General features: G+C 68.1%; 20 protein-coding genes. 13 read left to right on the forward strand and 7 right to left on the reverse strand.

Annotated elements, in window-relative coordinates; genetic code table 11:
• Window positions 1–215 precede the first annotated feature (215 nt).
• On the reverse strand, window positions 216–548 hold the full coding sequence (locus tag ACKY0X_RS17325; protein WP_409427043.1) for a DUF732 domain-containing protein: 333 nt from the start codon (window positions 546–548) through the stop codon (window positions 216–218).
• Between the two features lie 293 nt (window positions 549–841).
• Here ACKY0X_RS17325 and ACKY0X_RS17330 point away from each other — a divergent pair, with 293 nt between their 5' ends.
• From ACKY0X_RS17330 to ACKY0X_RS17345, 4 genes are all read left to right on the forward strand, one after another.
• A complete protein-coding gene (locus ACKY0X_RS17330; protein ID WP_409429677.1) occupies window positions 842–1,294 on the forward strand; it encodes a tRNA (cytidine(34)-2'-O)-methyltransferase in 453 nt (150 codons plus the stop codon).
• Window positions 1,295–1,444: 150 nt separating this feature from the next.
• Complete coding sequence (locus ACKY0X_RS17335; protein WP_409427044.1) at window positions 1,445–2,161, forward strand: DUF1326 domain-containing protein; 717 nt, start codon at window positions 1,445–1,447, stop codon at window positions 2,159–2,161.
• 59 nt (window positions 2,162–2,220) lie between these two features.
• The gene (locus ACKY0X_RS17340) at window positions 2,221–2,601 is read left to right on the forward strand and encodes a hypothetical protein (RefSeq protein WP_409427045.1); all 381 of its coding nucleotides are present in this window, start codon (window positions 2,221–2,223) and stop codon (window positions 2,599–2,601) included.
• A gap of 24 nt (window positions 2,602–2,625) precedes the next feature.
• Window positions 2,626–3,108 carry a hypothetical protein gene (locus tag ACKY0X_RS17345; protein ID WP_409427046.1) on the forward strand — a complete coding sequence of 161 codons (483 nt, stop codon included), beginning with the start codon at window positions 2,626–2,628 and terminating at the stop codon, window positions 3,106–3,108.
• 15 nt (window positions 3,109–3,123) lie between these two features.
• Here ACKY0X_RS17345 and ACKY0X_RS17350 read toward each other — a convergent pair whose 3' ends face one another.
• Together ACKY0X_RS17350 and ACKY0X_RS17355 are read right to left on the reverse strand one after the other, a co-directional pair.
• Complete coding sequence (locus ACKY0X_RS17350; protein WP_409427047.1) at window positions 3,124–3,771, reverse strand: nitroreductase family protein; 648 nt, start codon at window positions 3,769–3,771, stop codon at window positions 3,124–3,126.
• A gap of 134 nt (window positions 3,772–3,905) precedes the next feature.
• Window positions 3,906–7,190, reverse strand: a complete 3,285-nt coding sequence (locus ACKY0X_RS17355) for an error-prone DNA polymerase (RefSeq protein ID WP_409429678.1) — start codon at window positions 7,188–7,190, stop codon at window positions 3,906–3,908.
• Window positions 7,191–7,303: 113 nt separating this feature from the next.
• Between ACKY0X_RS17355 and ACKY0X_RS17360 the strand changes: the two genes are divergently transcribed.
• Window positions 7,304–7,735 (forward strand): MmpS family protein, encoded by a 432-nt coding sequence (locus tag ACKY0X_RS17360; protein ID WP_046283431.1) that lies wholly within the window; start codon window positions 7,304–7,306, stop codon window positions 7,733–7,735.
• Window positions 7,732–10,629 (forward strand): RND family transporter, encoded by a 2,898-nt coding sequence (locus tag ACKY0X_RS17365; protein WP_409427048.1) that lies wholly within the window; start codon window positions 7,732–7,734, stop codon window positions 10,627–10,629. Before ACKY0X_RS17360 ends, ACKY0X_RS17365 begins: the two co-directional genes overlap by 4 nt.
• A 9-nt stretch (window positions 10,630–10,638) precedes the next feature.
• Here ACKY0X_RS17365 and ACKY0X_RS17370 read toward each other — a convergent pair whose 3' ends face one another.
• Complete coding sequence (locus ACKY0X_RS17370) at window positions 10,639–11,502, reverse strand: universal stress protein (RefSeq protein WP_409427049.1); 864 nt, start codon at window positions 11,500–11,502, stop codon at window positions 10,639–10,641.
• A gap of 86 nt (window positions 11,503–11,588) precedes the next feature.
• Between ACKY0X_RS17370 and otsB the strand changes: the two genes are divergently transcribed.
• Complete coding sequence (gene otsB / locus ACKY0X_RS17375) at window positions 11,589–12,719, forward strand: trehalose-phosphatase (RefSeq protein ID WP_409429679.1); 1,131 nt, start codon at window positions 11,589–11,591, stop codon at window positions 12,717–12,719.
• A gap of 9 nt (window positions 12,720–12,728) precedes the next feature.
• Here the strand turns inward: otsB and ACKY0X_RS17380 are convergent, their stop codons facing one another.
• Complete coding sequence (locus ACKY0X_RS17380) at window positions 12,729–13,598, reverse strand: MaoC/PaaZ C-terminal domain-containing protein (RefSeq protein WP_409427050.1); 870 nt, start codon at window positions 13,596–13,598, stop codon at window positions 12,729–12,731.
• Between the two features lie 88 nt (window positions 13,599–13,686).
• Here ACKY0X_RS17380 and ACKY0X_RS17385 point away from each other — a divergent pair, with 88 nt between their 5' ends.
• From ACKY0X_RS17385 to ACKY0X_RS17400, 4 genes are read left to right on the forward strand one after another with little or no spacing between them, the layout of a single operon-like run.
• Window positions 13,687–14,403, forward strand: coding sequence for a histidine phosphatase family protein (locus ACKY0X_RS17385; RefSeq protein WP_409427051.1), 717 nt, complete (start codon window positions 13,687–13,689; stop codon window positions 14,401–14,403).
• 10 nt (window positions 14,404–14,413) lie between these two features.
• Entirely contained in the window at window positions 14,414–15,079 is a 666-nt protein-coding gene (locus tag ACKY0X_RS17390; protein WP_409427052.1) for a TMEM175 family protein, read from the forward strand.
• Between the two features lie 31 nt (window positions 15,080–15,110).
• The gene (locus tag ACKY0X_RS17395; protein ID WP_409427053.1) at window positions 15,111–17,147 is read left to right on the forward strand and encodes an SDR family oxidoreductase; all 2,037 of its coding nucleotides are present in this window, start codon (window positions 15,111–15,113) and stop codon (window positions 17,145–17,147) included.
• 10 nt (window positions 17,148–17,157) lie between these two features.
• Window positions 17,158–18,102, forward strand: coding sequence for a nucleoside hydrolase (locus ACKY0X_RS17400; RefSeq protein ID WP_409427054.1), 945 nt, complete (start codon window positions 17,158–17,160; stop codon window positions 18,100–18,102).
• A gap of 88 nt (window positions 18,103–18,190) precedes the next feature.
• On the opposite strand, the gene ACKY0X_RS17405 is transcribed toward ACKY0X_RS17400, so the two are convergent.
• Both ACKY0X_RS17405 and ACKY0X_RS17410 read right to left on the reverse strand, forming a co-directional pair.
• A complete protein-coding gene (locus ACKY0X_RS17405) occupies window positions 18,191–19,786 on the reverse strand; it encodes a DNA polymerase Y family protein (RefSeq protein ID WP_409427055.1) in 1,596 nt (531 codons plus the stop codon).
• A gap of 11 nt (window positions 19,787–19,797) precedes the next feature.
• The gene (locus tag ACKY0X_RS17410; protein WP_409427056.1) at window positions 19,798–20,511 is read right to left on the reverse strand and encodes a hypothetical protein; all 714 of its coding nucleotides are present in this window, start codon (window positions 20,509–20,511) and stop codon (window positions 19,798–19,800) included.
• Window positions 20,512–20,707: 196 nt separating this feature from the next.
• Here ACKY0X_RS17410 and ACKY0X_RS17415 point away from each other — a divergent pair, with 196 nt between their 5' ends.
• Together ACKY0X_RS17415 and ACKY0X_RS17420 are read left to right on the forward strand one after the other, a co-directional pair.
• On the forward strand, window positions 20,708–21,562 hold the full coding sequence (locus ACKY0X_RS17415; RefSeq protein ID WP_409427057.1) for an oxygenase MpaB family protein: 855 nt from the start codon (window positions 20,708–20,710) through the stop codon (window positions 21,560–21,562).
• Window positions 21,540–22,142, forward strand: a complete 603-nt coding sequence (locus ACKY0X_RS17420) for a TetR/AcrR family transcriptional regulator (protein ID WP_409427058.1) — start codon at window positions 21,540–21,542, stop codon at window positions 22,140–22,142. Before ACKY0X_RS17415 ends, ACKY0X_RS17420 begins: the two co-directional genes overlap by 23 nt.
• Window positions 22,143–22,153 lie beyond the last annotated feature (11 nt).

Genomic DNA, 22,153 nt, shown 5'->3' on the forward strand with positions numbered 1-22,153 from the left:
TCTTGGCGTACTTCGGTCGAGCAAACAGACCGACTCGCCGTGTTCGACCCCCATAAGCCGCTGGCACGCCTGCGTCAGGTGCAGTTGCCACGACGCGGGCAGCCTCCACGCCGGCGCGACGGTCGAATAAACAGGGCAGGCACCAAGCCCCGACAAGACGGGTCCCTAGCGCCTGCCCCGAAGAAAGGACGCGCCATAACTACGGCGCTAGCCAGTCAGCACAAATGTTGCTGCGCGGCCGTTATGAAAATCCGATAATTATCCTGAGCAGCCGGGAGCGTGGTTGCGACCATCTGGTCTGGCGTCAACCCGAGCTGCAACTGGTTGCACACGTCGTGACCGCTCGCGATCGCGACATCCGGACGCGTGATCAGCCCCGGCGCCAGCGGGTGGCCCGTCGCTCCGAAACTCACACCCGACCAACCGTTTTCGCGCAGTGCGTCAATGAAGGTCTGCTCATCGGCGTGCGCTGCGGGCGCAGTCAAAACGCCGACCGAGAGTCCCATCGCCGCAATGGGAGCAACTACCCCCGCTTTACCAACAAGCATTTCGGTTCCCTATTCTTTTTGTGATCGGCATAGCCCGGAATGCGAGATTACCGCGCCCGAACAAGGTTCGCGATTCGTCCCGGGAATTCGTCTCGGAGCGAAAACCGGATCCAGTTCCCGACGACCATTACCTGCGTTTGTCGACGATTTTCGAGCCCCCGGACCGGCCCGGCATCCCACACGTGAACGTCTCGATTGGCCTCGCCAGGAATACCCTGCCCGATACGCGGCGACCGGAGGCCGTTCGCTTCTCGGCCTGCCGTCATACAAGGATGCTGCCTGTGTTCAAAGTGATGTTCTATTCGCCCCGCATCCCGCCCAACACCGGCAATGCGATTCGGATGGTCGCGGCGACCGGCGCGGAGCTTCACCTGGTGGAGCCCATGGGCTTCGACCTGTCCGAACCAAAGCTGCGGCGGGCCGGCTTGGATTATCACGACCTGGCCTGGGTGCGCGTGCACTCGTCGCTGCCGGCGGCATGGGAGGCGCTGGGCGAGGCCCGGGTGTTCGCGTTCACCGCCGGCGCCCACATCCCCTACACCGACGTGAGCTATGAGCCCGGCGACGTGCTGATGTTCGGCCCCGAACCCACCGGCCTGGACGAGGCGACGCTGGCCGACCCGCACATCACCGCGCGAGTGCGCATCCCGATGCTGGCCGGGCGGCGCTCATTGAACCTGTCGAACGCCGCCGCCGTCGCGGTCTACGAGGCGTGGCGCCAGCACGGGTTCGCCGACGGGGTGTAGCACCTCCAGCCCCCGTCAGGGAGCGGGACCTTCTTCCGGCGGCGCAGGCCAACCGGTCCGCGAGCCGAAGCACTTGTCACCACTCGGCGGGACCATGTACGGTCTTGCGCATACCCCTACCCCCTAGGGGTATCTACCGAGGAGGAGTTCATGACGACACCGACGGCCGTGGATTGGCATTTGCGAGGCGAGTGGTTTGACGTGTGCAGTTGCAAGCTGCCCTGCCCGTGCAGTTTCGCCCAGGAGCCCACCCACGGAGACTGCCTGTTCACCCTGGTTTGGCAGATCCACGAGGGGCACTACGGCGACGTCGAACTCGCCGACCTGGGCGTGATCGCCCTCGGTGAGTTCGAGGGCAACATGTGGATCGAGGATCCCAACGCCACGATGAAATTGATGTTCTACATCGACGCCAAAGCAGACATGGACCAGCGGTATGCCCTCGAGCGCATCTTTACCGGGAAAGAGGGCGGTTGGCCGGGTGAATTCGGCAGCCTGATCGGCACGTTGGACAGGATCGAGTACGCACCGATCACGTTCCAGGCCGCGGATGATCTGGCGTACTGGCGCGCGGAGATACCGGGCAAGGTCGACGTACGCGTCGAGGCGCTCACCGGCCCGACGTCGGATCCGAACCGGCGGGTCACCACCGCCAACGCGCCGGGCGCGGAGGTCGGCCCGGGCCAGGTCGCGACCTGGGGCGTGGTCAAACGCGATCAGGCACAGGGTTTCGACTTCTCCCACGAATACCGCGGCGGTTCAAGCAAGCACTTCCCGTTCGACTGGCAACCGCACCCGGATGACCACGGTGCCCTGCAAGACAGTCCCGGCGCTGAAAGCCGTTCAGGCTGCCAGTGCAACGCCTAAGCCCACCGTCAGATCGACTGTAGAAGAAGCGATCCCACCAGCACCGAAAGGAACACACGATGGCAATCTTCCGCAAACTCCGTACCAAGTTCGGCGAGCACAAGCGCCGAGTCGCCGGCACCCTGGCCTTCACCGGCCTCGCGGTGGCAGTCTTCGTCGCCGGAGCCTGGGCAGGGTCCTCCGGGGCACTCACTTTAGGCACGACTCCGACCGCGGCGTCCCACGCGATGCATTCGCCCGCGCCCCACGGCCATGATTCCGATGGCTCGCCGATGCCCGCCGGTGAGATGGGTCCGAACATGAAGAAGCACGGTGAAATGGGCCCCAACATGAAGAAGCACGGCGAGATGCCCCCCGGCGAAATGGGACCGAACAAGAAGCCTATGAAGCCGGGCATGCCCATGCACAAGTCGGACAAAAAGTGCTGCGACAAAGCGTGATTCGCAACCGGACAGGGAGTCTTCATGCTTGACACCATTGATGGCCTGCCGGCACATCCACTGCTCGCACACCTGGTAGCGGTCTTAGTACCCGCGACTGCCCTACTGGCCGTGGTTGCCGTGCTCTGGCCCGCCGCACGCCGCCGCATCAGTGGCGCCGCGTCGTTCGTCGCGGTGGGCACGCTGGTGGCGATCCCGCTGACCACAACGGCCGGCAGTTGGCTCCAACAACGGGTGATGGGAGGTGAAATCCTCCATCGCCACGCCGCATTGGGAGCTCAGCTCGTCCTGTGGTCCGCACTGCTCGCCGTCGCCATGATCGTCTGGTGGGCGCTGCATACCCCACTGTTTGCCGATGAGGTGGGAGCGCTGCCACCGGCGATCCGTCGCATCGGCATTGTCGCCACCGGGGCAGGCACCCTGATATTCGCGGCTGTGTCGACCTGGCTGGTCATCCGCATCGGCCACACCGGCGCCCAGTCGCTGTGGGGCGGAATGGACTGCTGACCGCAGCGCTTGCGATCACCAAGTGTCGAAGTGCGCGACCTGCTCAGCCGGCAGCCGTTTGGCCGGCTTGAAGTCGGTGCCCTTGGTGTAGGCGATCGGAAACAGCCCGCCCTGGCTGTACTCTTCGAACGGGATGCCGAGCACTTCGGCGGCCTGCTGCTCGCCGTCGCCCAGCAGGTGCAGCGTCGTCCAGCAGGAACCCAGCCCGCGGTTGCGCAGCGCCAGGCAGTAGCTCCACGCAGCCGGGAACAGTGACGCCCAGAAGGATGCGCCGAACCCCAACGACGCGGTTTCGGGCTTGCCTTCCAGGCACGGGATCATCAGCACCGGCACGTCCTGCAGGTTCTCGGCCAGGTATCGGGCTGAGCCGCTGACGAACTCCATCCGCTCGCTGCGCACGTCGCCCTCGCCGTAGTCCGGCCGCATCCGGTTCAGATACGGCATGGCGTTCGCGCGGTAGATGTCGGCGAGCGCCTGCTTCTTGACCGGGTCGGTGACGAACATCCACTGCCAGCCCTGAGCATTGGAACCGGTGGGTGCCTGCAGGGCGATCTCAAGACACTCCATCAGCACCTCGCGGGGAACCGGCTTGTCGAGATCGAGGCGTTTGCGGACCGATCGCGTGGTGGTCAGGACTTCGTCGGCGGACAAGTTGAGGTTCATGGCTGGAGGTTACCGTCGGGCTTGCTGCGGCGGTCCAGCTTCGGCTCTCCTGCGTCGAACCTCGCTGACCGCCGGGCTTGCTGCGGCGGTCCAGCTTCGGCTCTCCTGCGTCGAACCTCGCTGACCGCCGGGCACTACCGGAAATCCCGAGAGCGCGAACTCACAGTCAACTCAAGGGACCCCAGCCGATCGGCCAGCACGGTGACCGCCCCACTGGCGTTCTGCACCCGCCCGCGGATCAGCAGTGCCGTCGCGGTCTGCGCCAGCCGTCGATGCCGCTTCCACACCCCCGGCGTACACAGCACGTTGACCATTCCGGTCTCGTCTTCGAGGTTGACGAACGTGACTCCGCGCGCGGTCGACGGCCGCTGCCGATGCGTCACCGCCCCGGCCACCAGCACCCGGGTGCCGTCGGGAACCGCGGTCAGCCGCGCCGCCGGAACCACCCCGAGCGCATCGAGATCGGCACGCAGAAACTGGGTCGGGAAGCTGTCGCAGGACACCCCGGTGGCCCATACGTCGGCAGCCGACAACTCGATCTCACTCATCCCGGGCAACACCGGGGTATGCGTCGAAACCCCCACCCCGGGCAGCCGGTCCGGCCGCTGCCCCGCCGCAGCCCCGGCCGTCCAAAGCGCCTCCCGGCGTGACACCCCGAAATCGGCGAACGCGCCGGCGGTTGCCAACGCCTCAGTCTGGGGAACTGAAAGCTGCACCCGCGCAGTCAGATCCAGCATTGAAGTAAATGGACCGTGAGCCTCACGGTCGGCCACCAGCCGCTCGGCGAGGTCCGTACCGATGCCACGGACAGCACCCAGTCCGAGCCGGACCTGCGTGCCGGCTTCGGCCAGCGTGGCGTGCGCCAGGCTGGCGTTGACGTCCGGGCGGTGCACCGCGACCCCGTGCCGGCGAGCGTCGGCGACCAGCGACTGCGGCGAATAGAAGCCCATCGGTTGGGCTCGGAGCAGCGCGGCGCAGAACGCCGCCGGGTAGTGCAGCTTGAACCAGGCCGAGTAGAACACCAGCGACGCGAAGCTCATCGCGTGACTCTCCGGAAATCCATAGTTGGCAAAGGCTTCCAGCTTCTCGTAGATCCGCATCGCCACCTCGCCGGTGATGCCGTGACACTCGGCCATGCCGCTGTAGAACCGGTCGCGTAATCGGCGCATCCGCTCCGGTGATCGTTTGGACCCCATCGCGCGGCGCAGCTGGTCGGCTTCGCCCGCGGTGAATCCGGCGCAGTCCACCGCCAGCGTCATCAGCTGTTCTTGAAACAGCGGAACCCCATAGGTTTTCTCCAGCGCCCGCGCCATGCACGGATGCTCGTAGGTCACCGGGTCGATACCGTTGCGGCGGCGGATATAGGGGTGCACCGATCCGCCCTGGATCGGCCCAGGCCGAATCAGCGCCACCTCCACCACCAAGTCGTAGAACTCCCGTGGGCGCAGCCGCGGCAGGGTGGCCATCTGCGCGCGCGATTCCACCTGGAACACCCCGACCGTGTCGGCGCGCGCGAGCATCTCGTACACCGCCGGCTCGGACAGATCGATCGCGGCCAGATCCACTTCGACGCCGCAATGCTGCGCCACCAGGTCGATCGCGTAATGCAATGCCGACAGCATCCCCAACCCCAGCAGGTCGAATTTCACCAAACCGATTGCCGCGCAGTCATCTTTGTCCCACTGCAGCACGCTTCGTCCGGGCATCCGGGCCCATTCCACCGGGCACACGTCGGCGATCGGGCGGTCACAGATCACCATGCCGCCGGAGTGGATGCCCAGATGCCGGGGCAGGTCGGCGACCTGATCGGCCAGCTCGATCACCTGTTCGGGGATGCCGTGAAGATCGGAGTCGTCCTCCCGGCCGGGCCGGCCCCATCGGCTCAGCTGTTTGCTCCAGGCGTCCTGTTGCCCCGGCGAATAGCCCAGCGCGCGGGCCATGTCCCGCACCGCACTGCGGCCCCGGTAGGTGATGACGTTGGCCACCTGGGCGGCGTGGTCTCGGCCGTACTTGTCGTAGACGTACTGGATCACCTTTTCGCGCTCATCCGATTCGATGTCGATGTCGATGTCGGGCGGGCCATCGCGGGCCGGCGACAGAAAGCGCTCGAACAGCAGTCCATTGGTCACCGGGTCCACCGCGGTGATCCCGAGGGCGTAGCAGACCGCGGAGTTGGCCGCCGATCCCCTGCCCTGGCACAAGATGTCGCTGCGCCGACAGAACTGGGTGATGTCGTGTACCACCAGGAAATATCCGGGAAAGCCCAGTTGCGCAATGACTTCCAGCTCGCGTTCGATCTGGGCGTACGCGGCGGGCATGCGGTCGGGCGGGCCGTAGCGCCCGAGCGCGCCAGCCAGGGTCAGCTGTCGCAGCCAGCTGTCCTCGGTGTGACCGTCTGGGACGGCAAACGGCGGCAGCCGCGGGGCGATCAGCGTCAACGGAAAAGCACACCGCTCACCGAGTTCGGCCGCCGCCGGCACCGCCGCCGGATGCGCCGCGAACAGCCGAGCCATCTCCGCGCCCGAGCGCAGATGCGAGCCGCCCAGCGGAGCCAGCCGGCCGGCGGCCGAATCCAGCGACTGGCGGGCCCGCACCGCACCCAGCGCCATCGCCAGCCGGCCCCGATCCGGCCGGGCGAAATGCGCGCCGGTGGTGGCCACCAGCCCCACCCCGAACCGGGGCGCCAGCGCGGCCAGTGCGGCGTTGCGCTCGTCGTCGTAGGGGTCTCCGTGCCGGGTCAGCTCCACGCTGACCCGCGCGGCCCCGAACCGATCCACCAGATCGGCCAGCGCGGCGGCGGCCGCATCCGGGCCGCCGGTGGCCAGCGCCTGGCGAACATGGCCCTTACGGCAGCCGGTCAGGATGTGCCAGTGCCCGCCCGCCGCCTCGGTCAGCGCATCCAGATCGAAACGCGGCCTGCCCTTCTCGCCGGCTAAGTGCGCGGCGGCGATCTGCCGCGACAACCGCCGATAACCCTCCGGCCCGCGGGCCAGCACCAGCAGGTGCGGACCGGGCGGGTCCGGGGCATCGGTGCGCGCCACCCTCCCCAGCGACAACTCGGCGCCGAACACGGTGCCAATCTGAAGGCCCGCAGCGTCCAGCTCGGCGGCCGCCTCGGCGAACCGCACCACCCCATACAAACCGTCGTGATCGGTCAGCGCGATCGCCCGCAGGCCCAGCCGGGCAGCCTCGACGACCAGCTCCTGCGGGTTGCTGGCCCCGTCCAGAAAGCTGTACGCCGAGTGCGCATGTAACTCGGCGTAGGGCACGGTCCGCCCTGCCGGCCGAAGTGGCTCGACCTGCGGGAACGACGGGCCGTGATCCGTCGACACACCGGCCGCGATATCGGTGTGACGAGGCTTACCATCTAGAACACGTTCCATTTCCGCCCAGCTCGGCGGCCCGCTACCCCAGCCCACACCCCCTAAGATATCGAACATATGTACGAAACACCCTGGGAAGGGTGTGAAAAAGAACTTTGATGCACTAATCTGTGTCAGTTCCGGCACGATGCGAAAGGGCCACTGCTTTCATGTTCGGCGCTCTCAGACGCGCGTGGTTACCCCTGCTCATCATCGTCGTCGTCGCGGTAGGGGGGTTCACCGTGCAGCGAGTCCGCGGCTACTTCGGAGCCGACGACAGCGGCAATGGGACCGTCCCGTTCGAGGACACCAAGCCGTTCCACCCCAAGGTCGTGGTCTACGACATCTTCAGCCCCGACGGCACCTACGCCGACATCAACTACCTGGACCTCGATGCCACGCCGCAGCGGATCGACGGCGCCAGCCTGCCGTGGTCGCTGACCCTGTCGACCACCAACCCGGCGGTGAGCCCCAACATCGTCGCCCAAGGTGACGGCGCCACCATCGGCTGCCGCGTCACCATCGACGGCGTCATCAAAGAAGAAAGAATCGCCACCGGCCCCGTGAGCGCCCAGACCTTCTGCATTGTGAAATCCGCATGAGCAAGCACACCAGCGACGACACCCCGACCGACACCCTGCCGGCCACGCCGCCGCCCAAGCGCGGCGGTATCCCAGCGTGGATCCGCCGGCTCGCGGTGCCCATCATCTTGGCCTGGCTGGCGATCACCGTACTGGTGAACGTCGTCGTACCGCAGCTCGACGAGGTCGGGAAGATGCGCGCGGTGTCGATGGCCCCCCGCGACGCTCCGTCGATGATCGCGATGATGCGCATCGGCAAGGTGTTCGACGAGTTCAAATCGGACAGCTCGGCGATGGTGGTCCTCGAAGGCGACCAGCCGCTCGGCGACGACGCGCACAAGTATTACGACCAACTGGTCGCCAAGATGGAGGCCGACCACACCCACGTCGAGCACATCCAGGACTTCTGGAGCGACCCGCTGACCGCGGCGGGATCGCAGAGCCCGGACGGCAAGGCCGCCTACGTTCAGGTGTATCTGGCCGGCAACATGGGCGAGACCCTGGCCAACGAATCGGTCGAGGCCGTCCAGCAGATCATCGCCGACACCCCGGCACCTGAGGGGGTGCACGCCTACGTCACCGGTGGGGCCGCCCTCAACGCCGATCAGCACATCGCCGGCGACAAAAGCCTGAAGATCATCACCGCGCTGACCTTCGTGGTGATCATCACGATGCTGCTGTCGATCTACCGCTCCGTCGGCACGGTGCTGTTGGTGCTGGGCATGGTGGTCTTCGAGCTCAGCGCTGCCCGCGGCGTGGTGGCCGTGTTGGCCTACTACAACATCATCGGCCTGTCGACGTTCGCGGTGAACCTGCTGGTGACACTCGCGATCGCCGCCTCGACGGACTACGCGATCTTCCTGCTAGGCCGCTATCAAGAGGCCCGAGCGCTCGGCGAGGACAAAGAATCGGCCTTCCACACCATGTATCACGGCACCGCGCACGTGATCCTGGGCTCGGGTCTGACCATCGCCGGTGCAACCTTCTGTCTGCACTTCACCCGACTGCCCTACTTCCAGTCGCTGGGCGTTCCGCTGGCGATCGGCATGTTGGTCATCGTGCTGGCCGCCCTCACCTTCGGCTCGGCGGTCGTGGCGGTGGCCAGCCGCTTCGGCATGCTGGAGCCCAAGCGGGCGATGCGAATCCGCACCTGGCGGCGGATCGGCGCGATGATCGTGCGCTGGCCGGGGCCGGTGCTGGTGGCCACCACGGCGGTCTGCCTGATCGGCCTGCTCACGCTGCCTGGGTACAAGACCAACTACAACGACCGGCAGTACCTGCCGGACTACGTGCCGGCCAACATCGGCTACGCCGCCGCCGACCGGCACTTCTCCCAGGCCCGGATGAGTCCGGAACTGCTGATGATCGAGACCGACCACGACCTGCGCAATCCGGCCGACTTCCTGGTGATCAACCGGATCGCCAAGCGGGTGTTCGAGGTGCCGGGTATCGGGCGGGTGCAGACCATTACCCGGCCGCTGGGCACGCCGATCGAACACACCACGATCCCGTTCGCGATCAGCATGCAGGGCACCACCCAGCAGCTGAACATGAAGTACCAGCTCGACAGCATGAAGAACATGCTCAAGATGGGCGACGACATGGCGGTCTCGGTTCAGAGCATGAAGGACATGCTCGAAGTCACCCGCGCGATGTCCGAGACAACCCACAGCATGGACCTCAAGATGCACCACATGCTCGACGACATCCAGCGGATGCGCGACTCGATCGCGGACTTCGACGACATGTGGCGTCCGATGCGCAGCTACTTCTACTGGGAGCCGCACTGCTTCGACATCCCGATCTGCTGGTCGATCCGGTCGATCTTCGACGTGATGGACGGCCTCGACCAGATGACCGAGGATTTCGAAAAGGTGCTGCCCGACATCGACAACCTCGACCGGCTGATCCCGCGGATGCTCGAGATCATGCCGCCGATGATCGAGACGATGGAAAACATGCGGACCACCCAGCTGAAGATGCAGTCCACCATGGAGGGCCTGCAGCTTCAGATGGAGAAGATGATGGAAGGCCAGAACGCCATGGGCAAGGCGTTCGACGAGTCCAAGAACGACGACTCGTTCTACCTGCCGCCCGAGGCGTTCGACAACCCCGACTTCAAGCGCGGCATGAAGATGTTCCTGTCCCCCGACGGGCACGCGGTGCGGTTCATCATCAGCCACGAGGGCGACCCGATGTCCCCGGAGGGCGTCAGCCACATCGCGCCGATCAAGCACGCGGTGCACGAGGCGCTCAAGGGCACCCCGCTGGAGGGCTCCAAGGTCTATCTCGGCGGCACCGCGGCCATGTTCAAGGACATGAAGGACGGGTCGGCCTACGACCTGATCATCGCCGGTATCGCCTCGCTGTGCCTGATCTTCATCATCATGCTGCTGATCACCCGGGCCGTGGTGGCCTCGGCGGTGATCGTCGGCACGGTGCTGCTCTCGCTGGGCACGAGTTTCGGTATCTCGGTGCTGATCTGGCAGCACATCATCGGCCTGGACCTGCACTGGATGGTGCTGGCGATGTCGGTGATCATCCTGTTGGCGGTCGGCTCGGACTACAACCTGCTGCTGGTCTCCCGGATGAAGGAAGAGCTGCACGGCGGACTCAAGACCGGCATCATCCGCGCGATGGGCGGCAGTGGCTCCGTGGTCACCTCGGCGGGCCTGGTGTTCGCGTTCACCATGATGTCGATGCTGGTCTCCGACCTGCGCGTGATCGGCCAGGTGGGCTCCACCATCGGACTGGGTCTGCTCATCGACACCCTGGTGATCCGCTCGTTCATGACGCCGTCGATCGCCGCGCTGCTGGGCCGCTGGTTCTGGTGGCCGCAGCGGGTGCCGTTGCGGCCGAGTCCGGTGGCGCAGCAGGCCGTGGCCCGGGCGAGTGAGCCGGTGTCGGCCGGCTGACGCTGACCGTTACGACTCCGGGCGGACGACGACCACCGGGGTGTGGGCTGACTGCACCACTGCCTGGCTGACCGAGCCGAGCAGCATGCCGGTGAAGCCGCCGCGGCCGTGGCTGCCCACCACCACCAGCTGGGCCTCCTGGGATTGGTCGACGAGTTGGTCGGCCGGTCGGTCATCGACCACCACGCGGCGCACCGTGACGTCGGGGTAGCGCTCCCGCCAGCCCGCCAGTCGTTCGGCCAGGGCCAGTTCGCCTTCGGATGCCATCGCCGCGGTGTCGATGCCGGGGAAGTCCATCAGTCCGGTGTCGTGCCAGGCATACACCGCGACCAGTTCCACCCCACGCAACGAGGCCTCTTCGAACGCCAGCGCGGTTGCGGCCTCCGACACCGGGGATCCGTCGATACCGACAACCACCGGCGCGGTGTCGGGGCGCGAATGGTCTTCGTGGATGACCACGACCGGGCAGTGCGCGTGCCGCACCAGCGACGAGCTGACCGAGCCGAGCAACAGCCGGCGCATCCGCCCGTGCCCGCGCGACCCGACCACCAGGCGGGCGGCTTCGCGACTCATGTCCACCAGCATCGGCACCGTGGAGCCCACCACGGTCTCGGCGGTGACCTGCTTCGCACCGGCCGCCTCGGCGATCTCGACGGCCTCACGCAGGTAACGTTCGCCCTGGTCACGCTGCCACTCGGTGTAGCCGGGCGGCATCGGCGTCTCGGGGAACGTCATCACCACCGGGGAAGCCAGCACGTGGATCAGGACGAGCGGCAGGTTGTGCAGCGCGGCGTCACGCGCCGCCCAGTCGACTGCCGCTACCGACGACGGCGATCCGTCGACACCGACCAGGATTCCGGGAGTGGACGACATCGGGGCTCTCCTTGTGTTCGGGGAACTCTAGACCCCTACCACGCTAATCGGAGCGCGGCTGTGGCACCGTGGTGGACATGGTTGGCATGTCGGTGACGATCGACCCGCGCCGGCATGACGCGGTGCTGTTGCGGCTCGACGGCGATGCCGACACTGAAGCCCTGACCGAGCGGCTGCAGCGAGCCGGCGTGCGGGTAGCTGCGGCGGCCCCCAGCGGCTCCGACAGTTCGAGCGCCGAACTGCTGGCCGCCGCCGCCGGGTTGGCGGCACGGCCGGGCCGCTGTGTGGTGCTCACCGACTCACAATCGCAGGTAATCGCCGCTCGCAGTGCCGGATTCGCCCTGGTGATCGGCGTGGGGTGCGACGGCGGTGACGCGGTGGTGGCTGATCCGAGCGCGGTGCAGGTGCGTAGCGGTGATCGGCCGATGTCGGCGTTGCCGGATGCGATGACGGCCTTGAACGCCGGAGCGTTGCGCGACCTCGATCACCCCGCGGTGTTCTTCGATTTCGACGGGACGCTCTCCGATATCGTCGACGATCCCGACGCGGCCCGGCCGGTGGCCGGCGCGGTGGAGGCGTTGGCCGCGTTGGCCGCCCAGTGCCCGGTCGCGGTGCTGTCCGGTCGGGATCTGGCCGACGTGCGAACCCGGGTGGGCCTGGACGGGATCTGGTATGCGGGCAGTCACGGCTTCGAGCTGATCGGACCGGACGGCGCTCACCACCAGAACGACGCCGCCGTCGATGCGGTGCTGGTGCTGGCCGCCGCGGCCGGTTCGCTGAACGAGCAGCTCGGTGCGATCCCGGGAATCATGGTGGAACACAAGCGCTTCGCGGTCGCCGTGCACTACCGCAATGCTGCCCGGGATCGGGTCGGTGAGGTACTGGCGGCGGTGCGCGAGACCGGTCGGCGCCGCGGCCTGCGAGTCACGACGGGGCGTGAGGTGATCGAGCTGCGCCCCGAGATCGACTGGGACAAGGGCCGTACGCTGCACTGGCTGCTGGATCGGATGCCCGGGGTGGCCACACCACTGTTTCTCGGCGACGACATCACCGACGAGGACGCGTTCGACGCGGTCACCGAACTGTCGGGCACCGGAATAGTGGTACGGCACAACGACGACGGCGACCGCGCGACCGCCGCACGCTACGGTCTGGACAGCCCGGCGCAGGCCGCCGAGTTCACCGCACGGCTGGCGGAGCGCCTAGCCGCCGGCTGATCCGCGACGTTAGTCCTGGTATTCCACCGCGCCGTCGTCGAGCACCACCCGCGGGTTGGTGCCGTCGGGACCGGCCGCCTCGGTGCGGAACACCGCCTTGCCCGGCTCGGTCCGCCAGATCGAGGTGGTCAGCGTCTCCCCCGGGAACACCGGGTCGGTGAATCGTGCCGAGATGGCGCCCACCCGGCTGGCGTCGCCGCCGCCGAGCTCGGCGACCAGCGCACGACCGGCGAAACCGTAGGTGCACAGCCCGTGCAGGATCGGCTTGGGGAAACCGGCCAGGGTGGTGGCGAACCACGGATCGCTGTGCAGCGGGTTGCGGTCGCCGGAGAGCCGATAGAGCAGCGCCTGGTCCTCTCGGGTCGCATACGCGACGCGGGAATCCGGTTCGGTGTCGGGGATCTGCGGCGCGACCGCCCGTTGCCCGGGTTCCCCGCCGAAGCCGCCGGCCTTGCGGATGACCAGGGTGGTCAGCGTCTCGACGACCAGCTCGGAAGTCTTCGAATCGGTGCCGCGCGCCCGCAGCATCACGACGGCGTTCTTGCCCTCGCCCTTGTCCTGAATGTCGGCCACCTCGGCCACCACCTGCAGGCTTCCGGCGGGCGGCAGCGGCGCGAACAGTCGCACCTCTTGAGAGCCGTGCAGCAGCATCGCCGGGTTGAACGTGCCGATCTTGCCTACGGCCGCAAAGCCCATGCAGCAGATGACGGCGTAGGTGGGCAGCACCTGCTGCGGGGTGTCATGGCTGTTCTCGGTGGTGAATGCCAGATCGGCTGTTCCGGCGCCGACCCCGAGTGCATAGAGCATGGTGTCGCGATCGGTCCATACGAACGGCATCGGGTCGGCGGTCGCGCCAATGGCCGTAGGGTCCAGTGCCATGGATTCTCCTTCACCTCGGACGAACTGGCCCCCACCATTTCAGCAGAACCGGTCGCGCCAGCGCCATCCACACGGCAGGCTGTCGAACATGGGGAAGCGCATCTGGAACCGCACCGGCACCCTGTTCGCACTGTTGGCGGCAGCGCTGGCCGCGGTGCTGGTGCTCAGCGGTTGTTCGGGGACACCGCACCCGCGCAACATCACCCTGACGCTGGTCCGGCACGCGGAATCGGAAGCCAACGCCGCCGGAATCCTCGACACGTCGGTGCCCGGTCCGGGACTGACCGAGAAAGGCCGCGTCCAGGCTCAGGAGATCGCGGATCAGCTCTCCCGCGGCCACCACGACGGTGTCTACGCCTCGTCGATGGTGCGCACACAGGAGACCGCCGCCCCGCTGGCCCGCGAACTCGGCCGTCAGGTGCAGATCCTGCCCGGGCTGCGAGAGATCAGCGCCGGTTGGTTCGGCGACAAGCCCCGAGATGTGGCCAATTCGGCATATTGGCTTGCCCCGCAGGCATGGCTGCACGGTGACCGGACCGCGGCCATCCCCGGCTCGATCGACGGCAACCAGTTCAACGACGAGTTCGGCGCCGCAGTCCAGCAGATCTACGACTCCGGCGACACCAACCCGGTGGCGTTCGCGCATGGGGCGTCGATCGCGACGTGGATCCTGATGAATGTCAAGAACCCCCGCGATGAGCTGTTGATCGACCATCCACTGCCCAACCTCGGCAAGGTGGTGATCACCGGCAACCCGGCCACCGGCTGGAAACTGTTGGACTGGGACGGGATTCGCGCATTCTGATCTGGCGCCGATGAGCACGCCTGAGGGCTCCGACGCTCCGGCCGGCTTGACCGACACCGGACGCGTGGAGGCGTTCAGCGACGGTGTATTCGCGATCGCGGTGACCCTGCTGGTGCTCGATCTCAAAGCACCCGAGCACGCCCCCGGGCAGCTGCTGGAGGGCCTGATCCGGCAGTGGCCGGCCTACCTCGGCTACCTCGCGTCGTTCGGCTACGTCGCGGTGATCTGGCTCAACCACCACCAGGCGTTCACCGCGATCAAACAGGTCAACAAGGGCGTCCACCTGGCCAACATCGCCCTGCTGTTCACCACGGCGCTCATCCCGTTTCCGACCGCGGTGCTCTCCCGCGCGTTCATCGACGGGGCTGACACCCCCGACGCGCGTACCGCCGTGGCCCTGTACGCCGGCATTCTGGCGGCGATGTGCGCGAGTTGGCTGCTGCTGTTCGACCAGGTCAGCCGATGCCCCGACCGGCTGGTCGCAGACGAGGTGGACCCGCGTGTGTTCGCCGCCCAACGGTTTCGGTCGGTGACCGGGATCGTCGCCTATCTGGTGGCGGGTGTGATCGGCGTGGCGTGGTTGCCGATGGTCGCGCTGGCGGTTTTCGTGGTGATGCCGGCCTTCTACGCGATCAATATCCCGGGCATGACCCGGCGAGACTCAACTCACCATTGACGTAGCCGACCCGAGCGACCACCATGACCGCATGCGTTATGTCGTTACCGGCGGTACCGGGTTTATTGGACGGCGGGCGGTGGCCCGTCTGCTGGAGACCAGGCCGGAAGCGCAGGTATGGGTGCTGGTGCGCCGCGCCTCGCTGGGCCGCTTTGAGGCCCTGGCCGCTCAGCACGATCAGGCATGGGGCCAGCGGGTGAATCCGCTGGTCGGCGACCTGACGGAAGAGAATCTGGGGTTGACCGACTCGGCCCTCACCGAGCTGGGCGACATCGACCACGTGCTGCACTGTGCGGCCGTCTACGACATCACCGCCGGCGCGGCCGAACAACAGGCCGCCAACGTCGAAGGCACTCGCGCGGTGATCGGGCTGGCGAAGCGGCTCGACGCCACCTTGTCGCACGTGTCATCGATCGCGGTGGCCGGCAACTACGCCGGTGAGTTCACCGAAGACGACTTCGACATCGGCCAGGAACTACCGACCCCGTATCACCAGACCAAGTTCGAGGCCGAGGCGCTAGTGCGCTCGACGCCGGGACTGCGCTACCGGGTGTACCGGCCGGCGGTGGTGGTGGGCGATTCCCGCACCGGCGAGATGGACAAGGTCGACGGGCCGTACTACTTCTTTCCGCTGTTGGCCAAGCTGGCAGCACTGCCCCGGCTCACCCCGATGGCGGTGCCGGACACCGGACGCACCAACGTCGTACCGGTCGACTACGTCGTCGATGCACTGATCGAGTTGATGCACGCCGACGGGTATGACGGGCGCACCTTCCACCTCACCGCGCCGCGCTCCATCGGGCTGCCCGACATCTACCGCGCCGTCGCCCGAGAGGCCGGGCTCCCGCCGCTCCGCGCCACGCTGCCCGGCGCCGTGGCGGCCCCGGTACTCAACGTCCGCGGGCGGGCCCGGGTGTGGCGCAACATGATGGCCACCCAACTGGGCCTGCCCGCCGAGGTGCTCGACCTGGTGAACCTGCGGCCGACGTTCGTCGCCGACGCCACCCGCGCGGCGCTGGGTGACCGTGTCCGGCTGCCCGAGTTCGCCGACTACGCGCCGGGGCTGTGGCGGTACTGGGCGCAGCACCTGGATCCCGACCGCGCCCGCCGCGACGATCCGGCCGGGCCCCTGGTCGGCCGGCACGTCATCATCACCGGGGCGTCCAGCGGTATCGGCCGGGCCTCGGCGATCGCCGTCGCCGAGCGCGGCGGCACGGTCTTCGCGCTGGCCCGCAACGGCTCGGCACTCGACGATCTGGTGGCCGAGATCCGGGCCGGTGGTGGGCAGGCGCACGCGTTCACCTGTGACGTCACCGATTCGGCCTCGGTGGAGCACACCGTCAAGGACATCCTGGGCCGGTTCGGGCACGTCGACTACCTGGTGAACAACGCCGGCCGGTCGATCCGCCGATCGGTAGTCAACTCCACCGATCGACTGCACGACTACGAGCGCACGATGGCGGTCAACTACTTCGGTGCGGTGCGGATGGTGCTGGCGTTGCTGCCGCACTGGCGGGAACGGCGGTTCGGTCACGTCGTCAACGTCTCCAGCGTGGGGGTACAGGCGCACAGCCCCAAATACAGCGCGTACGTGCCCACCAAGGCGGCGCTGGATGCGTTCGCCGATGTGGTGGCGACCGAAACCCTGTCGGACCACATCACGTTCACCACCATCCACATGCCGCTGGTAGCCACTCCGATGATCGCGCCGACCGGAAAGCTGGTTCCGATGGGGGCGATCAGCGCCGAACACGCGGCGGCCATGGTGGTGCGCGGGCTGGTCGAGAAGCCGGACCGGATCGACACCCCATCGGGCACGCTGGGCGCGGCCGGCAACTACTTCACCCCCAAGCTGTCCCGACGGGTCCTGCACCAGCTGTACCTGGGCTACCCGGACTCGGCCGCGGCACGCGGCGTGACGCCCCCAGAAACCACCGAAGCCGTTGCCCCCGTTGCGGCACACCCGACTCGACGGCGCCCGAAGCGGCCGTCGCGGGCGATCCCCCGGGTACGGGCGCCCCGCCCGGTCAAGCGGGCGGTGCGGTTGGTTCCGGGCGTGTACTGGTGAGCCTGCGCTCGTGACGCTGCCCGTCTTCGCCGACTTCGACACCGGCGTCGACGACGCGGTCGCGCTGGTGTACCTGTTGGCCAGCCCGGATGCCGAACTTGTCGGGATCGCCGCTACCGGCGGAAACGTTGCGGTGCAGCAGGTCTGCCGCAACAACCTGGCCCTATTGGAGTTGTGCGGGGCGACCGGTGTCCCGGTGTCCAAAGGCGCCGACGGACTGGCCCGCACCGCGGAGAACATCCACGGCCCGCAGGGGCTGGGGTACGCCGAGTTGCCGCCCGGCACCGGACAGCTCACCGGATCCGACGCTGCCGCAGCCTGGGTCGCCGCCGCGCGGGACCATCCGGGGCAGCTGATCGGTCTGGCCACCGGCCCGCTGACCAATCTGGCTTTGGCGCTGCGGGCCGAACCCGCACTGCCCACGCTGCTGCGTCGGCTGGTGATCATGGGCGGTGCGTTCTCCGGCGAACGTTCCGGCTGGGCCGAGTTCAACATCGGGTTCGATCCCGAGGCGGCCGCCGAGGTATTCACGATATGGGGAAAGGTTGCGCCGCAACGGCTCCCGATCGTGTGCGGCCTGGATCTGACCCGGCACATCGCGATCACGCCGGAGATCCTGGCCGAGCTGCCGGCGGACAGTCCGGTGGTCCAGATGCTGGGCGACGCACTGCGGTTCTATTTCGAGGCGCACGAGGCGCACGGCCACGGCTACCTGGCGTATCTGCACGATCCGCTGGCCGCGGCGGTCGCACTGGAACCCACGCTGGTGACGACTCGCCCGGCTGCGGTGCGGGTCGAGCTTGCGCCCGGCGATACGCGCGGGCGCACGATCCCCGACTGGGATGCCGCACAGCCCAACGCGCTGATCGGGGTGGGCATCGATCCGGCGGCGTTCTTCGACCGGTTCGTGCAGCGGGTCAGCGCATTCGCCGGTCACACACCGCCGAACGTGTAACCACTGCGATTCGAGCCGAGTTTTTTCGCAGTCATGACACGCTCGGCGAAGCCGGGCGAGGCGCCCGGGCAGGGTAGCCGGCGCCGGTTCACTCGTACACCCCCTCCAGATACCACCGCCGCAGCCGGTAACACAGCAGCAGCGCCCGCCCGGGCGCCGCGCTTCCCGGCGAGTCCTCCAGCAGTGCCTGGACCCGGGCGGTACGCCCGGAACCCGGCCCCTCCCGCTGCGGGTCCCACCATCGCTCGTCGACCGGCCAGGGACCGGCCCACCAGCGCAGCCGGTCGTCGCGGCCCCGGGCGACCAGCCACACCGGGTCGGCGGAGAAGAGCCCCCGGCCCGTCACGCGGATCGGATTGCGTTCGGCATCAAGCAGTTCCACCGGGTCGTCGAGCAGCACCGACGGCGAGGGTTCGGGGAGCCGGCCGGGCCACGGCTGGCGCGGGTCGGCCAGCGGCACCGGCTCATCCCCCAGCGGGGTCAAGGTGATGCGCTCGGCGGGGCCGCGGCCGCCGGAGAGCACCGGCACCCGCACCGCTTCGGGGCCGAGCAGGCCCTGCACCCGCACCAGGGCGCGGCGGGCACGCAATCGGTCCTCCTCCCCCAGACCGCCCCACAGCGGCAACTGCAGCGCCTCGGTCGCCGAGAGCACCTCCACCGGCTCCAGCCGCAGCAGTGTCACCGGGCCGGTGGGCCGGTCGGAGCCGACGCGGCTGTTCAGCCAGCCGTCCAGCTGCCAGCGCACCCGATCCGCGGTGGCGTCCTCGGTCAACGGCTCGGCGCATCGCCACACCCGGGTCAGCTCTTCCCCGGTGTCGGTGACGGCGTGAATGGCCAGCCGGGTGCAGCCGACCCCGGCGGCCATCAGCGTCCGGTGCAGCGCACCGGCCAGCGAGCGCCCGGCGAACGCCGCGGCGTCGACCCGGTCGATCGGCGGATCGCAGTGCAGCACGGCCTCGAGATCCGGCGTGGGCTCCCGCCCGGACGGCCCGCGTTCCGGCTCGGCGCGGGCGAACCGGTGCGCGATGAGCGCGTCGGGGCCGAACCGCGAGGTGACATCCGGGCGGGGCAGCGCAGCGAATTGCCCGATGGTTCGAATACCCAAGCGCCACAACAGGTCGACCAGGCCGTCACGCCCCGGACCGGACAGGCTGGGCTCGGCGGCCAGCTGCCGGATCGACTGCGCTGACAGGAATCGGGCGTCTGTCCCGGGCGGCACCACGGCGCCGGCACGTGCGGCGAGCACCGCGGTGGAGAGCCCGTCGGCGATCCCGACCTGGCATTCGACATCGGCCGCGGCCACCGCATCGACGAGGCGTTCGGCGGCCCGCTCCTCGGAGCCGAAGGCGCGCACCGCACCGCGCACCGACACCACCAGCAGCCCGGGCCGCAACACCTCGGCAGCCGGCATCAGTTCGTCGACCTCGGCCAGGACCGGCTCGAACAGCCGGGCATCGCGATCGGTGTCGGCGGCCACCACATGCAGCGCCGGACAGCGGGCCGCCGCCTCTCGGCGTCGCAGCCCCCGCCGCACCCCCGCCGCACGGGCGCCCGCCGAACAGGCGACCACCCGGTTGGCCAGGGTGACCGCAATGGGCGCGGTGGCCGGCAGCCCCGCCGCCGCCGCCGCGGCGACCGCGGGCCAGTCCATGCACCACAGCGCCAGTACTCGAGAGTCGGCCATGCGAAGGCTCGCTACCCGGCCCTGGTTCGCCCGGCCGCGCGTCCGGCGGCCCGCACCTCGAGCCGCACCGCGCCGATCCGCCCGAAGCCGGAGATGGCGCCGCAGCCCGGCATCTTGTCGCCAACCGTCTCATAGCCGCTCACCCGGGCGTCCAACTGCAGCGCCGTGCCCTGCCAGGCGCCGCCGGAGACCAGCAGGGCGCAGCCCCGGTGCCGCGCGCGGGCCAGCACCACCCGGGTGCGCGCTGGCGGCACCGATCGGCCGCCCAGTCCGAGCACCACCAGATCCATGCCGTCCATCAGCACCGTGGCCACCTCCACCGGGTCGTTGCCGGGGTCGGGGATCACCGCGAGCCGGCTCAGGTCGGCCCCCATCTCGGCGGCGGCCAGTAACCCGAGATCCGGCTGACCGACGATGGCGGCGTTGCCGCCGGCCGCCGTCACCGCGGCCACCATGCTCAGCATCAGCGAGCGGGCCCCCGAGAGCGCCGCCACCGTGCCGCGCGGTAGTCCGGCGGGCAACACCCCGGCCAGCAGCGACGGGACCGGCAGCACGGAGTCGGCGGCCGGGGCCACCAGAGTGGTCGTCGCCGACGATCCGGCCCCCCGCCGGCCCGCACCCACCTTGCCCGACACCGCCGCCATCTGCCGACGCAGCCGTTCTAGCTGGTCGGCGCGATTTTCTCCGGAGCTATGACGTTGCCCCAAGTCCACCGCCGCCGTCATGATCGCCTCCGGAAACCGCTCGAATATGTTCGAAACTATGTTCGATTGACCCGAGTGAACACTTCCCCACCGACAACCGTCAAGCCGGATTTCCCGACGGCGCACCAAGGGCCCCGCGCGCCCCATCAGCACCGCACAGAAGGCTGTGAACCGCCGACGATTGGTACAGAGTTCAAAATATGTAACACTGTTCCGCATGACCCAATCCGTGGAGTCCGACGCGGCTACCGATGCACTGCCGTTGGGACCGCAGTCCTTGGTGTGGCGCTACTTCGGCGACAACCGGATGTTCTTGATCGGGCCGCGGCCCGCGGTGCTGCAGAACATGCTCGCCGAGCTCGGCCAGGGCGTGTTGGACCACTCGGTGTTCTTCACCGACACCGCCGCCCGCGTCAAACGTTCGCTGCCGCCGATCTTCATGACCGTCTACGGCGACGACTCGGATAACACCGGCCAGCAGGTGCGCGACTTCCACCACAACATCAAGGGGAAGATGCCTGACGGGAGCCGGTATCACGCACTGGATCCCGAGACCTACTTCTGGGCACACGCCACCTTCGTCGAGCAGGTGCTGTACTTCGCCGACACCTTCGTCAAGCGGCTGACCCCCGCCGAGAAGGAGCGGATCTACCTCGAATCGAAGACCTGGTATCGCCGCTACGGTGTCAGCGACCGGGCGATGCCGGCCGACTACGCCGCGTTCGAGCGCTACTGGAATCAGATGCTGGACAAGGTTCTCGTCGACCACCCGACCGCCAAGTACGGCGTCGGCTATGTCACCAAGGGCTTCCCCTGCCCCAAGGGAGTGCCGCCGACGCTGTGGCGGGCGATCTCGGTGGTCTTCAATCCGCTCGCGGCGTTTCTCACCACCGGCGGTATGCCGCCGAGCACCCGTGCCCAACTGGGCCTGCCGTGGAGTGATCGCCACGAGCGGCGCTATCAGCGGTTCGCCGCGGTCTGCCGGTCGCGGCCGGTCAACTGGGCGTGGGATCATTTGCCGATGCGACTGCGCTACAACCAATTCGCCTATGCCGGCTACACCCGGGGCTGACCCGACGACCACCGCCATCCTCGATGCCGCGGTCGCCGAATTCGAGCAGCACGGCTTCCGGCGGGTCGCACTCGACGACGTCGCCCGCCGCGCGCGAGTCAGCCGCACCACCATCTACCGCCGGTTCGCCGGCCGCGATGAGCTGGTCGCCGCGGTCATCGACCGGGAGAACGCCGCGCTCTACGACGACATCGCCGCCGAGCTGAAAAACTCTGGTCCCCAGTCGAATTACTATGTCGAGGCGTTCACCTCGGCGATCATGCAGTTTCGCCGGCATCGGGTGCTCAACCGGATGATCACCGACGAGCCGGCGCTGGCGCTGGAACTGGGCCAACGGCACTACGACGCGATCATGGACCGGATGTCCGAAGCGCTGCAGGTGATCTTCCCGGCCGGATTCGCCGAACGCATCGGCGCGGCGGTCGTCACCGAATTGGCCGACACCATCCTGCGCTACGCCGCGATGGCACTGTTATTGCCGTCGCGCGAACCGCTGGAGTCCGCCGAGGACATCCGCACGTTCGCGACCGCGCATTTTCTGCCGAGTCTTCCCGCCGCACTGCGCGCAATGCCGATGTAGGGATTACCCCC

This window comes from Mycobacterium sp. SMC-11 (assembly GCF_046250095.1).
Classification (GTDB): Bacteria; Actinomycetota; Actinomycetes; order Mycobacteriales; family Mycobacteriaceae; genus Mycobacterium; species Mycobacterium heraklionense_A.

Coding starts and splice junctions, on each gene's coding strand:
- ACKY0X_RS17360 (WP_046283431.1), top strand. CDS start 7,304: ATGTTCGGCGCTCTCAGACGCGCGTGGTTACCCCTGCTCATCATCGTC.
- ACKY0X_RS17325 (WP_409427043.1), bottom strand. CDS start 548: ATGCTTGTTGGTAAAGCGGGGGTAGTTGCTCCCATTGCGGCGATGGGA.
- ACKY0X_RS17420 (WP_409427058.1), top strand. CDS start 21,540: ATGCCGGCTACACCCGGGGCTGACCCGACGACCACCGCCATCCTCGAT.
- ACKY0X_RS17380 (WP_409427050.1), bottom strand. CDS start 13,598: ATGGCACTGGACCCTACGGCCATTGGCGCGACCGCCGACCCGATGCCG.
- ACKY0X_RS17340 (WP_409427045.1), top strand. CDS start 2,221: ATGGCAATCTTCCGCAAACTCCGTACCAAGTTCGGCGAGCACAAGCGC.
- ACKY0X_RS17350 (WP_409427047.1), bottom strand. CDS start 3,771: ATGAACCTCAACTTGTCCGCCGACGAAGTCCTGACCACCACGCGATCG.
- otsB (WP_409429679.1), top strand. CDS start 11,589: ATGTCGGTGACGATCGACCCGCGCCGGCATGACGCGGTGCTGTTGCGG.
- ACKY0X_RS17410 (WP_409427056.1), bottom strand. CDS start 20,511: ATGACGGCGGCGGTGGACTTGGGGCAACGTCATAGCTCCGGAGAAAAT.
- ACKY0X_RS17330 (WP_409429677.1), top strand. CDS start 842: ATGTTCTATTCGCCCCGCATCCCGCCCAACACCGGCAATGCGATTCGG.
- ACKY0X_RS17390 (WP_409427052.1), top strand. CDS start 14,414: ATGAGCACGCCTGAGGGCTCCGACGCTCCGGCCGGCTTGACCGACACC.
- ACKY0X_RS17370 (WP_409427049.1), bottom strand. CDS start 11,502: ATGTCGTCCACTCCCGGAATCCTGGTCGGTGTCGACGGATCGCCGTCG.
- ACKY0X_RS17365 (WP_409427048.1), top strand. CDS start 7,732: ATGAGCAAGCACACCAGCGACGACACCCCGACCGACACCCTGCCGGCC.
- ACKY0X_RS17385 (WP_409427051.1), top strand. CDS start 13,687: ATGGGGAAGCGCATCTGGAACCGCACCGGCACCCTGTTCGCACTGTTG.
- ACKY0X_RS17405 (WP_409427055.1), bottom strand. CDS start 19,786: ATGGCCGACTCTCGAGTACTGGCGCTGTGGTGCATGGACTGGCCCGCG.
- ACKY0X_RS17345 (WP_409427046.1), top strand. CDS start 2,626: ATGCTTGACACCATTGATGGCCTGCCGGCACATCCACTGCTCGCACAC.
- ACKY0X_RS17335 (WP_409427044.1), top strand. CDS start 1,445: ATGACGACACCGACGGCCGTGGATTGGCATTTGCGAGGCGAGTGGTTT.
- ACKY0X_RS17415 (WP_409427057.1), top strand. CDS start 20,708: ATGACCCAATCCGTGGAGTCCGACGCGGCTACCGATGCACTGCCGTTG.
- ACKY0X_RS17395 (WP_409427053.1), top strand. CDS start 15,111: ATGCGTTATGTCGTTACCGGCGGTACCGGGTTTATTGGACGGCGGGCG.